Origin of the sequence: Nitrosospira multiformis (assembly GCF_900103165.1) — a bacterium.
In the GTDB taxonomy this organism is placed as follows: domain Bacteria; phylum Pseudomonadota; class Gammaproteobacteria; order Burkholderiales; family Nitrosomonadaceae; genus Nitrosospira; species Nitrosospira multiformis_D.
Genome location: NZ_FNKY01000001.1, coordinates 2,004,132 through 2,016,922, shown reverse-complemented (window position 1 = coordinate 2,016,922; position 12,791 = coordinate 2,004,132). Strand labels below are relative to the sequence as shown.

10 protein-coding genes are annotated in these 12,791 nt (G+C 53.3%); 5 read left to right on the top strand and 5 right to left on the bottom strand.

The window, feature by feature from the left end; genetic code table 11:
- Positions 1–336: 336 nt before the first annotated feature.
- The 5 genes from motB to BLR00_RS09005 form a co-directional block, all read right to left on the bottom strand.
- Positions 337–1,254: a flagellar motor protein MotB gene (gene motB, locus BLR00_RS09025; protein WP_074632045.1), complete on the bottom strand. Its 918-nt coding sequence runs from the start codon at positions 1,252–1,254 to the stop codon at positions 337–339.
- 18 nt (positions 1,255–1,272) lie between these two features.
- Positions 1,273–2,133, bottom strand: a complete 861-nt coding sequence (motA, locus tag BLR00_RS09020) for a flagellar motor stator protein MotA (RefSeq protein ID WP_074632044.1) — start codon at positions 2,131–2,133, stop codon at positions 1,273–1,275.
- 233 nt (positions 2,134–2,366) lie between these two features.
- Complete coding sequence (gene flhC, locus BLR00_RS09015; protein WP_074632043.1) at positions 2,367–2,942, bottom strand: flagellar transcriptional regulator FlhC; 576 nt, start codon at positions 2,940–2,942, stop codon at positions 2,367–2,369.
- Positions 2,943–2,983: 41 nt separating this feature from the next.
- A complete protein-coding gene (flhD, locus tag BLR00_RS09010; protein WP_074634229.1) occupies positions 2,984–3,301 on the bottom strand; it encodes a flagellar transcriptional regulator FlhD in 318 nt (105 codons plus the stop codon).
- Between the two features lie 323 nt (positions 3,302–3,624).
- Positions 3,625–4,389 (bottom strand): Stp1/IreP family PP2C-type Ser/Thr phosphatase, encoded by a 765-nt coding sequence (locus tag BLR00_RS09005; RefSeq protein ID WP_074632042.1) that lies wholly within the window; start codon positions 4,387–4,389, stop codon positions 3,625–3,627.
- Positions 4,390–4,921: 532 nt separating this feature from the next.
- Here BLR00_RS09005 and tssJ point away from each other — a divergent pair.
- The 5 genes from tssJ to tagF all read left to right on the top strand — a co-directional run bounded on the left by tssJ (position 4,922) and on the right by tagF (position 12,780).
- Positions 4,922–5,467: a type VI secretion system lipoprotein TssJ gene (gene tssJ, locus BLR00_RS09000; protein WP_074632041.1), complete on the top strand. Its 546-nt coding sequence runs from the start codon at positions 4,922–4,924 to the stop codon at positions 5,465–5,467.
- Between the two features lie 57 nt (positions 5,468–5,524).
- Positions 5,525–6,865: a type VI secretion system baseplate subunit TssK gene (gene tssK / locus BLR00_RS08995; protein WP_256324095.1), complete on the top strand. Its 1,341-nt coding sequence runs from the start codon at positions 5,525–5,527 to the stop codon at positions 6,863–6,865.
- 260 nt (positions 6,866–7,125) lie between these two features.
- A complete protein-coding gene (locus BLR00_RS08985; RefSeq protein ID WP_074632038.1) occupies positions 7,126–8,433 on the top strand; it encodes a DotU family type VI secretion system protein in 1,308 nt (435 codons plus the stop codon).
- Between the two features lie 32 nt (positions 8,434–8,465).
- A complete protein-coding gene (gene tssM / locus BLR00_RS08980; RefSeq protein ID WP_074632037.1) occupies positions 8,466–12,071 on the top strand; it encodes a type VI secretion system membrane subunit TssM in 3,606 nt (1,201 codons plus the stop codon).
- Positions 11,974–12,780 (top strand): type VI secretion system-associated protein TagF, encoded by an 807-nt coding sequence (gene tagF, locus BLR00_RS08975; protein WP_081346697.1) that lies wholly within the window; start codon positions 11,974–11,976, stop codon positions 12,778–12,780. Before tssM ends, tagF begins: the two co-directional genes overlap by 98 nt.
- Positions 12,781–12,791: the final 11 nt, after the last annotated feature.

Below are 12,791 nucleotides of genomic sequence, written 5' to 3'. Positions count from 1 at the left end.
TCCCACTAATGCATTCATAATCGGCTCATCAGCCACATGCGTGATTATTGAATGCTTCGTGAGTAGATCATCGAAGGAAAAGAGTTAAATTAGCCCCGCAATTCCGCTTTTAGAAGAGTAGCTGCGTTAGCAGCCTGTCGAATTTGAAGAATCGAAGCGAAACAATGGCTCGGCAAGGGCGGATTTTGAAGGCAATTGTTGTTCTGCTGGCATAAAAAATGGCGGGATATGGACCGGCCAGATCTTTTGCAGCCAGATTTCCTTTATGCCGGGTGCGCGCTGCGAAATCTCTGCACAAACCCTTCACCGTCCAACGTGAGATTATTCCAAGTTTTTTTAACTGGCACCGCCGGGTCGCAAGGCATGCGCATCCACGGTGGCGTTACTTCTGATTTCTTTTGTTGACCCACCTTCCTTGCTTAGATCCTCCGCCGCCTTGTTGCTCATTACGATAACGCTGATGCGCCGGTTGACGGGATTGGTGGCATCGTCCTTATCGAACAGCACCGCCGAACTCAAACCCACCACGCGCATGATTTTTTTCTCATTCATGCCGCCCATGATGAGTTGACGCCGCGAGGCATTGGCCCGGTCGGCCGATAGTTCCCAGTTGCTGTAGTTCTTCTCGCCGCTCGCATAGGGTGTCGCATCGGTATGGCCCGAGAGACTTATCTTATTGGGTACTTCATTCAATACCCCGCCCAGCTTCTGCAGGATGGTCTTGGTATAGGGCTGCAACTCGGCTTTGGCGAGTGCGAACATGGGCCGGTTCATGTGATCGACTATCTGAATGCGCAAGCCCTCGGAAGTAATATCCAGCAGCAATTGCTCCTTGAAGTCGCGCATGATCGGATGAGACTCGATCAACTGCTCCAGCCGGCCCTTCAGAGCTTCCAGCTTGCGCCTGTCAAGCCGCTCAAGCTCGGCCTGTGCTGCCTTGAGATTGCCGGGTCCGGCACTCACCTTCCTCACCTGTCCTACGCGCTGCGTTGTATCCTTGCCGCCTCCCTGAATCACGCTGCTTCTGTCCCCGCTGCCGCTGGCCTTGTTTGGCTGAACCTTGAGCGGTGTCTGGAAATACTCGGAAAGACCCTGCAACTGCTCCTGGGTAGTGGCGCCCAGCAGCCACATGAGCAGAAAAAACGCCATCATTGCGGTAACAAAATCCGCATAGGCAATTTTCCATGCACCACCATGATGACGGCCATGCTTCTTGATTCTCTTGATGACGATGGTGCGTTTTTCGTCAGCCATGAATGCATTTCTCCGCGATCATTTGTTTTTTGCCAGTCTGACGCGTTCTTCCAGCTCGATAAAATTCGGCCGCTCGGTCGAATACAGTGCTTTGCGCCCGAACTCGACCGCCAGCGCAGGGGCGTAGCCATTTATGCTGGCCAGCAGCGTCATCCTGATGCACTGCAACATCTTGGTGGATTCTTCCAGCTTCTGTTCCAGTACAGCGGCGCACGGGCTAACAAAACCGTAGCCAAGCAGGATCCCGAGAAATGTGCCAACCAGCGCCTGGGCAACCAGAATGCCCAGCTCCGATGGCGGCAGGCCCACCGATGCCATGGTATGAATTACGCCCATGACAGCCGCGACGATGCCGAATGCGGGCATGCTGTCGCCCAATTTAGCGATGCAATGCACCGGCACCTCACCCTCCTGATGGTGAATTTCGATCTCGTTATCCATCAGGTTCTCGATCTCGAACGCGTTGAGATTGCCACCCACCATCAGGCGCAAATAGTCTGTCATGAATTCGATCGCTTCGTGATCGGCCAGAACGTTGGGATAATGCGCAAAGATGGGGCTCTCCGCGGGGTTCTCGATATCGCTCTCTATCGACATCAACCCCTCCTTGCGGACTTTCGCGAGAAGATCATAGAGTAGCGCCATGAGATCCATGTACAGAACCTTGGTGTATTTGGAACCCTGCGCGACCTTGGGCAATGCCTTGAAGGTAGCCTTGAGCGCCTTGCTCGTATTGCCCAGCACGAAGGCTCCCACCGCGGCGCCGCCAATCATCAGTAGTTCCAGCGGCTGATACAGCGCAGCAAGGTGTCCGCCGGCAAGAGCAAATCCGCCAAACACCGACCCGATAACAATGAGACATCCCACTATGAGCAGCATTTTTACCGATACTCCTGACTTAGGTTATTGCCTTGATCGCAAGGCTCGCGCCTTGACCAGCCAACGGTAAATACTCAGCATGAATACTCACGGTTGCTGTGGCCACAGGCTTATTGCGATAAAACGTTCACCTGTGTAACGGCCGGAACGGCGCAAACTTTAAGTAGGATGAGGAAAGAAAAACCGGTGGGGGGAGAAACTCCCGGCCACCGGTGAAGGAGGAATACTTGGATTCAGGATGCGATGGGTGCCGCAGATGGGGTGGCAGCTATACTTGTCAGTGCGGCTACACGGGATTTGTTGGTTTTGCCGGCGCGTGAAGGAGTGTGGCACAACCCGCACACATAGCGGCTGTAAAGATCGTGGGTATACACTACGAAATGTCCGCCGCACTGGGTACAGGATGCGGTCTGCAGGATACGGCCCTCGAAAAACCGCACCAGGGTCCAGGCGCGTGTCAGGCTCAATACCGGTTCCATTTCGCTCATCTTGCAATGCTCCAGATAAAGCTTATAGCTTTTGATAATCGCGGAGATGCCACGGCAATCGGCGTGCGTGAGCAGATAACGATAAATATCGGCAAAAACGGAAGAATGAATATTGGGTTGCCAGGTCAAAAACCAGTCAGCGGAAAATGGTAGCATTCCTTTGGGGGGGGAAACGCCTTTCAATTCCTTGTAGAGCTTGATAAGCCGCTCGCGGCTCAGACTGGTTTCACTCTCCAGCAGTTGCAGCCGCGCGCCCAGATCGATCATCTCGATTGCGGTCTGAATCTCTTTGGCTTCTGACACTACGCTTCTTTTCGCCACGATGGTTATCCCTTAGTCGTTAATTAGTAAATTTCTGTACTTCAGGAGATTTGTTCAACTGGCTGACCTGCCAGTAAAATAGCAGCATGTGACTGCACCATTGTTTTCTCTTTGCCATAGTTGGCGAGCATACCCAGCACCAGGCTGTCATCGAAGCGTATGCGGCACAGCATCACGTTGGAGTTTGACAGCTTAAGAATCTGGCCTGGCGTCAGAACTGCCAATATTTCGGCGATATCCTTGCTGATTCCCAACCGGAAAATCGCCATATCCTGATCCGTGCGCACCATCTGCTGAGCCAGCATCAAATAGGTCAGATTGAGTTCCTTGATTTCCATTGTCAGTTCGTTAGCGTTCATGTTTACCCCCTTGAATGTGAGGCTCCATTGTGCGCAGTCGCGCCTCGCCGCAAAACCGGAATCCATCCGATTTACGCGTAGGAAATAGCAGGTATTCCATGTAGGAATATTTCCTACATGGAAGCTCAAGGAGAGTGGCGGTCCGTTAGAGTTCAGCCTGGGATGGATATTACGTAGTGGCAGCGGCGATATTATGTAGACGTGTTGAATGACATAACTGGGTCAACGGCCATTCGTCACAGAACTTTAGGCTGACAGAAAAAATATTATCCTTGCCATCGCGGTAACCGCATAAATGATACCCCGGACAAGAGCAAGACCCGTTAAGCAGCACCGCTACTGGATTCCACCGCCCCATTCATCTGTACTTCACAAAGAATGACAGTGATATTGTCTCGGCCTCCGGCCGATAAAGCTGTTCCGATCAGACTCTTCACTTTTTGCGAGATCGTCTCTGTCGAAACAAGCGTATCCTGAATCGCCGCATCATCCACCATGTCCGTCAGTCCATCGGAACACAAGAGAAATATGTCGCCGTTCAGTCCGCTGCCCTCCAGCATATCGAAGGATACCGCCGGATCCGTGCCTAGCGCCCGAAGGAGGATGTTTTTTCTTGGATGATTTCTTGCCTCCTCCGGAGTAAGCATTCCACGATCCACTTGAAGCTGCACCAGGGAATGATCCCGGGTTAGCTGCCGCAAGCTGCCATCCCGTAACAAGTAAACCCGGCTGTCTCCCACGTGCCCGATAACATACCTGTCGCGATAAAATGCCAGAAGATCTCCAGTGCACCCCATTCCATGATCATCAGGATTTTGTTCCGCATGCTCAAATATTCGTTTATTCGAGCAACTGAACACTTTTTGAACCAATGCATAATTTGTTTCTTCCGAAGAAGGAACCTCGCTGCGGAAAGCAGCTTGCGCCGTTTCTATAAAATACCTGCTGGCGGTTTCTCCGGCCGCTTCACCCCCCATCCCGTCCGCAATGGCAAAGAATCCAAGTTCAGGCATAGCAAGGTACGCATCCTCGTTATTGCCGCGCCGGAGCCCCAAGTCGGTTGCGCCTGCCGAGAGTAACCTGACCATATAACCGTCCTCCTTGCAACCGGGTGATCAGAATGCCCGGATCCCCGGATGAATCGTTCCGGGTTCCGGGATATACGGCATCAATGCTTATAATACCCAACATCCACTATTTCGCCGATTGAAAATTAACCTTCGGTATCTGATAAAAGAAAGATGCTTAATCAATTTCCAGTCCCGTTCAGGAGTCGCTATATAACCTCGATTAAGCACTATTTTTCCCCAATAAGACAGACTTCTACCCGTGATTCAGGCCCTCAGGCATCTCCTTTGCAGCTTTCTTACTTGCCTTGTCCGGATAGTTAACTGTAGATGAAAATCCGTCGCCTTGAAAGACGTTATTTGTGTATGTTTCACCGAGGAGAGATGAATCACAGCCAGATCCGATCGTTGTATGACACATTCCTTGAAGGCACAAACTGACCGGGCCCCATTGCGCCACTTAAAGTAGCGGCCGCAGTGCTAATCGCGTTCGGATAATGTGGCGAAGTTTGTCTATACTGATAAAAGTCTATCCCGGAACAGGAAGAGAAGAATGAAGCCTTTTCTATATCTTGCCCAAATTATTTCTGTTATTGCGCTTCTTTTCCTGGCCGGATGCGCCAGCACGCCGAAGCCCGTCATCATTAAAGTCTCTCTTCATGCAAAATCAGGGGTGAATCCGGATTCGCATGGCAGGGCTTCGCCAGTGGTGGTGAAGTTTTATGAGCTCAAATCCGTTGCGGCATTTGATGCCACGGATTTCTTCTCTGTTTTCGACAGCGAACAAAAAACACTCGGTGCCGAGTTGCTTAACAGCGAAGTATTCCAGCTCCGCCCGGGGGAAAAGCTGGAACTCGACAGACCCTTGCATCTGGATGCTCGCCATGTGGCGGCAGTTGCCGCATTCCGGGATCTTGAACACGCGCAATGGCGGGCATCCCTGGCTATTCCTCCGAAGCAGAAAATCTCCCGGATAGTCATCCAGCTTGATGGAAACAGAATCCTGATTGGCGCGGAGGGTGAATGCTCATTTTTGTGCGAACTTTCGTTACAGAAACCACAGTCACTCGGCAATTTGCAAGAAATCCAGAAACCTTAACAGTGAAACTGAAATATTTGGATAAATCTGACTTTCAATATCCGGTACCGGAGCAAAATGATGTCCTGGAACAATAAAGTCGTATGGTCTGAGGGGCTATTTCTTCAGCCACAACATTTTCAGCAGCACGACCGTTATGTCGAAAGGCTGGTGGAAGGCCGTGCGGCGCCATTGCTCGGCTATAGCTGGGGATTCAGCAACATGGAACTCAACCTTGCCGCGGTTACGCTCGGCAAGGTGCAACTGACCGCGGCACGCGGGATTTTTCCTGACGGCACGCCGTTCGATTTTCCCTCCGAGGATATGCCGCCTTTACCCCTGGATATCGACGTTGATACCAGGAATGAATTTATCGTGCTGGCGTTACCCATGCGACGCTCGGGGATGGATGAAACGGATACGGGCACTAACCAGGACAACTCCCTTGCACGCTTCTCGGTAGAAGAACGGGAAGTCGCCGATTCCAATGCCGACTCTCAGAACAGTGCATTCCTGCAGGTGGGACAGCTTCGCTTGCGGGTTATGCGCAAGCGTGATGTAACCGATGCCTACACAACGCTGGATGTAGTGCAAATTACGGAACGGCGTGCCGACAATCAACTGGTCTTCCAGAAGGAGTTCATTCCGCCCATGCTGTGCGTGGGCAGTAACGTCACCCTGACGGGATACGCAAACGAATTACATGGCCTGCTTCACCAGCGAGGCGAAACACTTGCCTCACGGGTTGCACAACCGGGCCGTGGCGGAGTCGCGGAGGTCGCCGATTTTCTTATGCTACAGACTGTTAATCGTTACGAGCCCTTGTTTGCACACCTTTCAACCCACCGGCTACTGCACCCGGAGCGCTTGTTCAGCGCATGTCTTGGCCTCGCTGGGGATTTGGCAACATTCACCCACGACAATCGCCGGCCGCCAACCTATCCAGAATATCAGCATGATGCACTGGCACACTGTTTCATGCCACTCATAACCGATTTACGCCGCTCGTTAAGCATGGTACTGGAGCAAAACGCCATTCCAATCGAGCTGCAGGATCGTAAATATGGCATACGGGTTGCGGTAATTCCAGACCAGGAGCTGCTTAAAACCGCACACTTTGTTCTTGCCGTCAACGCACAGTTGCCAGTGGAAACGCTGCGAACGCGCTTCCCCGCTCAGGTTAAAATCGGGTCTGTCGAGCGCATTCGAGATCTCGTTAATCTGGCTTTGCCCGGCATTCCCCTCAATTCTTTGCCGGTTGCCCCGCGGCAGATACCCTTCCATGCAGGATTCAGCTACTTCGAGCTCGAAAGGGGGGGTGAAATCTGGAAGCAACTGGAACGCTCCGGTGGCCTGGCAATGCATGTCGCCGGCGAGTTCCCCGGACTTGAACTTGAATTCTGGGCCATAAGACGGTAAAAAATTTTAAGCCCGGATAATCCGTCAGGACGCGAGATGATGATGAAGCAGGTTGCGAAACGGTTTTGCCGGTTGAGAGAAGTCCATAGCCGGGTCTATGGACGCCGCACCGGTGGCAAAAACGGCGGCAAACTGACCGCCGGTACTCGCGTAGGCTCGAAGAGCCGCCTGATGGATTATCCGGGTTTAATAATATTGGACTCTCAAAAATCCTGTTCTGTCCTGAACATGCGTCAAAAATATATTTACGGATACACATTATGAGCCAGGATGACCCGTTTTCTTCGGATACGGACAAAACGGTAATAATGCCTTCACCGGGGGGACGTACCGTTTCGCCGGGCCAATCCACGAATATCTGGCAAACAACCGGCTCGACAGGAACAACCAGAGAAATAGACGAAATAACAGCCACTGCGGGGCTGAATCCATTAATTGCCGCCGCCAGTTCCTTGCTGAATATCGTGCCGCAGCTACGCAGCACTTTGCAACATCCTGACCCTTCAAGTCTGCGCGATCACATTGCACAGAATATCAAGGCGTTTGAAATTCGTGCCAAGGCTGCCGGAATAGCACCCGAAAAAGTCATCGCAGCCCGCTATGCGCTTTGCACCCTACTGGATGAGACCGCCGCGTCGACACCTTGGGGCAGTGGCATATGGGCCGAACAAAGCCTGCTTGTTATGTTCCACAGCGAGGCATGGGGGGGCGAGAAATTTTTTCAGCTGCTATCGAAGCTGGCTGAGAACCCCAAAGCCAACCGCGATCTCCTGGAGTTTATGTACGTGTGCCTTGCCCTGGGTTTCGAAGGCCGCTATCGTGTAATCGAAAATGGCAAGGCTCATCTCGACGCATTACGCGAACGTGTCGCGCAGTTGTTGAGTAAAGAGCGGGGCGAATACGAACGTGATCTGTCACCCCATTGGCCCCCCACACTCATCAAGCGCGCAAAAATTCTCGCCCTCTTGCCTGTATGGGTTCTGGCGGCTGTATGCGGACTTATTATGCTGGCCACCTACTTGTGGTTCAGTTTTCAGCTCAACAATACCTCTGACCCGATTTTCACCCAGATACAATCCATCCGCGTCAAATACCCCGTCCCCGAGCCCATACCGTTACCGGCGGCGGAACCCCGGCTTGCGGAATTCCTTGCAGCAGAAATTCAGGAGGGATTGGTGGCTGTGCGCGATGAGGAGGGGCGCAGTGTAGTTACCCTCCGGGGCGACGGGTTGTTCGCCCCAGGCAGCGCGACAATTTCTGAGAACTTTTTACCCATTCTGGCACGCATAGCCAGCGCGCTTAATGCCGTGCCGGGACAGGTCCGGGTTACCGGTCATACCGACAATCAACCGATACGATCATTGCGATTCCCTTCCAATTGGCATCTTTCTCAAGACCGTGCCCGTTCCGTAATGCAATTTCTTACCGAAAAGGGAACCTTGGCAAGCCGCTTGACCGCGGAAGGCCGTGCCGATGCCGAACCTGTCGCTCCGAATAGCACGCCCGCGGATCGCGCACGCAATCGCCGGGTGGAGATCACGCTCTATGTCCCTCGAACCGCCAAATAGCATTCACCGCCTCCAGAATAAGGGTAAAAGGCATGAAAAGGGTTTTTAAACTTTTATTCAATCACTGGACCTTGGTATTCCTCGGTCTGGTTGCGGCCGGCCTGCTGATTTGGTTCGTCGGGCCGTTAGTCGCGATCGCGGAATATCACCCTCTGGAATCCAGTACGGTACGGCTCTTTATTATTGCACTGGCCATTATTCTCTATGCCGGAAAACACGTTTGGAGAGTCATCAAGGCAAAGACATTGAATGCACGGTTGATGGATGGCCTTTTGTGGCATCCATCCCCACCCCCACAACCAGGCGATAGCGCGGGTGCTGAAGAAGTAGTGGTTTTGCGCAAACGTTTCGAGGAAGCCGTGACGGTGCTGAAACAAGCCAATCTCGGTGGCCAGCCCAGAAAACCGCTGCTCGCGCTACTGACCCGCCAGCAATACGTTTACGAACTTCCCTGGTATATTTTCATCGGTCCACCCGGGTCGGGGAAGACCACAGCGCTCGTTAATTCGGGGCTTCAGTTTCCGTTTGCGGAGCGCTTTGGTCAGGAAGTCATTCGAGGTATCGGCGGCACGCGCAACTGTGATTGGTGGTTCACCAACGAAGCCGTGCTCCTCGATACAGCTGGACGTTATACGACTCAGGAGAGCAACCGGGAAGCCGATAGTGCGGCGTGGACGGGTTTTCTGCAACTCTTGAAGAAATACCGTCCCCGGCGGCCGATTAACGGCGTCATCGTTACAGTCAGCGTGACCGATCTGCTACAACAGACCGTGGCGCAGCGAGAAGCACAGGCAACCGCGATACGCAAACGTATTCAGGAACTGCACGCGGAGCTCAATATCCGTTTTCCCCTTTATGTGCTTGTCACCAAGGCTGATCTCCTTGCGGGTTTCATGGATTTCTTCGGCGAATACGGCAGGGAGGAAAGGGCTCAGGTCTGGGGCGCAACGTTTCCGCTTACCGAAAAACAGGATACTTTACCGCTGGCCAATTTCAGCACCGAGTTCTCCGCGTTGGAGCAGCGTCTGAATGATCGGCTGATTGATCGCCTGCAGCAGGAAAGGGATGCGCAAAAACGAGCATTGCTCTACGCCTTCCCTCAGCAATTCAGCAGTCTCAAGGAAGTACTGGGCGATTTTTTGAACCAGATATTCTCACCTTCCCGTTTCGAACAGCAACCGCTATTGCGGGGCTTCTATTTCACCAGTGGAACACAGGAAGGTAATCCAATCGATCGCGTAATGGGCACCCTCGCCCGGGCGCTGCACCTCGACCGAAAGCTGCTTGCTCCTAATAAGCCAAGTGGCAAGAGCTTCTTTCTGACACGATTGGTAAAGGACGTGATTTTCTCCGAAGCGGGACTCGCCGGCACCAATCTGCGCTGGGAACGGCGGCGCGCCTGGCTACAATGGGGAGCATTCGCCACAGCCGGGCTGATCACCCTGGGCGCCATCACCGCGTGGACCGTCAGTTATTCACGCAATCAAGCCTATCTTGCCGAGGCAAGGGAGAAAATACCCGCGATCCTTCAGCAGGTCGAGGAGTTACCCGTCCTGCAAAGCATGGATATCGTCAGCTTACTGCCCGTCCTTAAATCCGTACGGGATTTAAGCAGCGCTTCTCCTGGTAACGATGACACCGTACCATTATCCATGGGCTTTGGCCTTTATCAGGGAGACAAACTGGCGGCCGCATCGAACAATACCTATCAGCGTTTACTGCATGATGCATTTCTGCCGCAGCTTGTGCTGCGTATTGAACGCCTGCTATCCGGCGGTGGCCGTGCAAACCTGGATCTCTTGTATGAAGGGCTCAAAGCTTATCTCATGCTGAGCAATCCCGAGCACTTCGATCCCGTTGCGCTGAAGGCTTTTATCACCGCGGATTGGGAAGTCAGCCTGCCACGGGAGATAACCATCGAGCAACGCGACGAACTCGAATCTCACCTGGATCATCTATTGTCTCGCGGCCCGTTATCGTCGCCTATTCCCCTCAATGAGCAATTGATTGCCAACGTACGGTATACCGTTGCACAGACACCCATCGCGCAACGCAGTTATAACCGGCTTAAACTACAAGGTGTTGGCGCTGAAATACCCGAATTCACCATCGTAAGGGCCGCCGGCCCGTCTGCACCGCTGATTTTTGCCAGGATTAGCGGGCAACCGCTTACCCAGGGTGTACCGGGCTTGTTCAGCTATGATGGTTACTATAAGTTTTTTTTCCAGGCCGCAAAGGAAGTAACCGGGCAACTGGCGGATGAAGAAGTATGGGTGCTTGGTCTCAAGGAAAAAGATCGCAACAAGTGGACGAACCCCCAGGCGCAAGTACGCCTGGTGGATGAGGTGCGTCGTTTATATCTCGAAGACTATGCGCAGATATGGTCAGCATTTATTGACGATATCGGGTTGCTGCGTTCCGATAGCTTGCCGAAAAGTATCCAGTCAGCGCGACTGCTTTCCGCCCCGGACTCGCCTCTGACATCACTCATACGCGGCATCGTAAAAGAAGTGACGCTCATCGATGTCGACGAGGCCGACAAGACCGTGGCCGATAAGGCGGTAGATAAGGTGAAAACTGCCCGGGACAAGCTGGAAATACTCATTGGAAAAACCGGCAAAAAAACATCCATAACAGCGTTTGAGTCGAGGCCCGAGCGTATCGTCGATGATCGCTTCAAGGAATTGCGCAGCATGGTGCGTCCTGCTGCCCCGGGCCAACCAGCGCCAATCGACGCGATACCTTCCCAGATCAATGAGCTGTATATACTGCTCACCGCAACCGAGGCGGCGGTTAAAGGCGGCGGTGCGCCACCACCGAGCGATGTACCGTCTAAAATAAAGGCGGATGCCGGCCGCATGCCGGAGCCAATACGGTCGATGCTTGTCACCCTTTCCACGAGCGGCATCAGCCAGGCACTGGGGGAGACGCGCGCCAACCTGAATCAATCTCTCAAAGCAACGATCAGCGATTTCTGCCACAAGGCAATCGATGGTCGTTATCCATTTGAGAAGAATAGCGCACGCGACGTGACCCAGGATGATTTCGCCCGGCTGTTCGCACCGGGCGGATTGCTGGACGAATTTTTTCAGAAAAATCTCACGCCATACGTCGATACCTCAACACGGCCATGGAGTTTTCGCAAGGCCGGAGACGCCAGCATGGGCCATGCTTCGGGAGCCTTGCAGGAGTTCCGTCGCGCACAAATAATCCGTGACGTATTTTTTCGGAGCGGCGGCCGCGCAGCAGGAATGAAACTTGTTTTCAAGCCAATTGAAATGGATGCATCGATCACACAATTCATTCTCGATGTCGATGGACAATTGGTCAAGTACAGCCATGGCCCACAGGTTCCCATGGAACTGCAATGGCCCGGTCCACGAGGCAGCTCGCAGGTACGTCTGCAAATTTCCCCGGCCAGTGCGAGCGGCGCATCGGGCCAGATATTTGAAGGTCCCTGGGCATTATTCCGTATGCTCGACGGGGTACAAATCACTCCAACTTCGCAACCGGAGAAATTCGTCGTCACCTTCAGTATCGATGGAAGAAAAGCACGTTTCGAGGTCATTACCAGCAGTGTGCAAAACCCTTTCCGCCTACATGAACTCGAACAATTCCAGTGTCCGGAACGATTGTAGCGACCCTGATGGCTCGCTCATCGCAGGCTGGTATGGAAAGATCCCATATCTCGGGGACTTCATCTCGCGCCGCCTGCCAACCCGCTTCATTGATACCTGGGACTCATGGTTGCAGCACGCCATGGCCGCGAGTCGCGCAGAACTGGGTGAGCACTGGCTCGATGCTTACCTCACCGGCCCCATATGGCGTTTTACCCTCATGCCGGGGATCTGTGGCGATACGACCAGTATGTGGGCCGGCGTGCTCATGCCGAGCGTTGATAAGGTAGGGCGTTATTTTCCACTGACGATCGCATTACGGATCGATCCCCGGCCCGGATCGATGTTAACGGTGTTTTCCGCGCAAGCCTGGTACGCTGCCCTGGAGCGGGTTGCACTCGCTACACTTAACATCAATGCGCTGCCGGATGATCTGGACCGTAATTTATCCGAGAATCCATTTCCCCTGCTGGAACCGGGCGGCCAGCGTGGTAATGCGCAAGAACTCGCGATCTGGTGGACTGGAGAACATACCCCCAAGGCTCTTACACTACCGACGGAAAACGCATTGGCCGATCTGTTCGATACCACCGCGGAAGACCTTCTCACCTCCACGAGCGCGGGTAAGAGTTTCTGGTGGGCTGTATCAGCCGAAGCGGGAACGACGCAACTGCACTGCTTCTCCGGTCTTCCCCCTGAAGATTATTTCGCCACCATGCTCGAAAAATAATATTTCCGCCA

Coding starts and splice junctions, on each gene's coding strand:
- tssJ (WP_074632041.1), top strand. CDS start 4,922: ATGAAGCCTTTTCTATATCTTGCCCAAATTATTTCTGTTATTGCGCTT.
- motB (WP_074632045.1), bottom strand. CDS start 1,254: ATGGCTGACGAAAAACGCACCATCGTCATCAAGAGAATCAAGAAGCAT.
- tssK (WP_256324095.1), top strand. CDS start 5,525: ATGATGTCCTGGAACAATAAAGTCGTATGGTCTGAGGGGCTATTTCTT.
- BLR00_RS08985 (WP_074632038.1), top strand. CDS start 7,126: ATGAGCCAGGATGACCCGTTTTCTTCGGATACGGACAAAACGGTAATA.
- tssM (WP_074632037.1), top strand. CDS start 8,466: ATGAAAAGGGTTTTTAAACTTTTATTCAATCACTGGACCTTGGTATTC.
- BLR00_RS09005 (WP_074632042.1), bottom strand. CDS start 4,389: ATGGTCAGGTTACTCTCGGCAGGCGCAACCGACTTGGGGCTCCGGCGC.
- motA (WP_074632044.1), bottom strand. CDS start 2,133: ATGCTGCTCATAGTGGGATGTCTCATTGTTATCGGGTCGGTGTTTGGC.
- tagF (WP_081346697.1), top strand. CDS start 11,974: ATGGAAGAAAAGCACGTTTCGAGGTCATTACCAGCAGTGTGCAAAACC.
- flhD (WP_074634229.1), bottom strand. CDS start 3,301: ATGAACGCTAACGAACTGACAATGGAAATCAAGGAACTCAATCTGACC.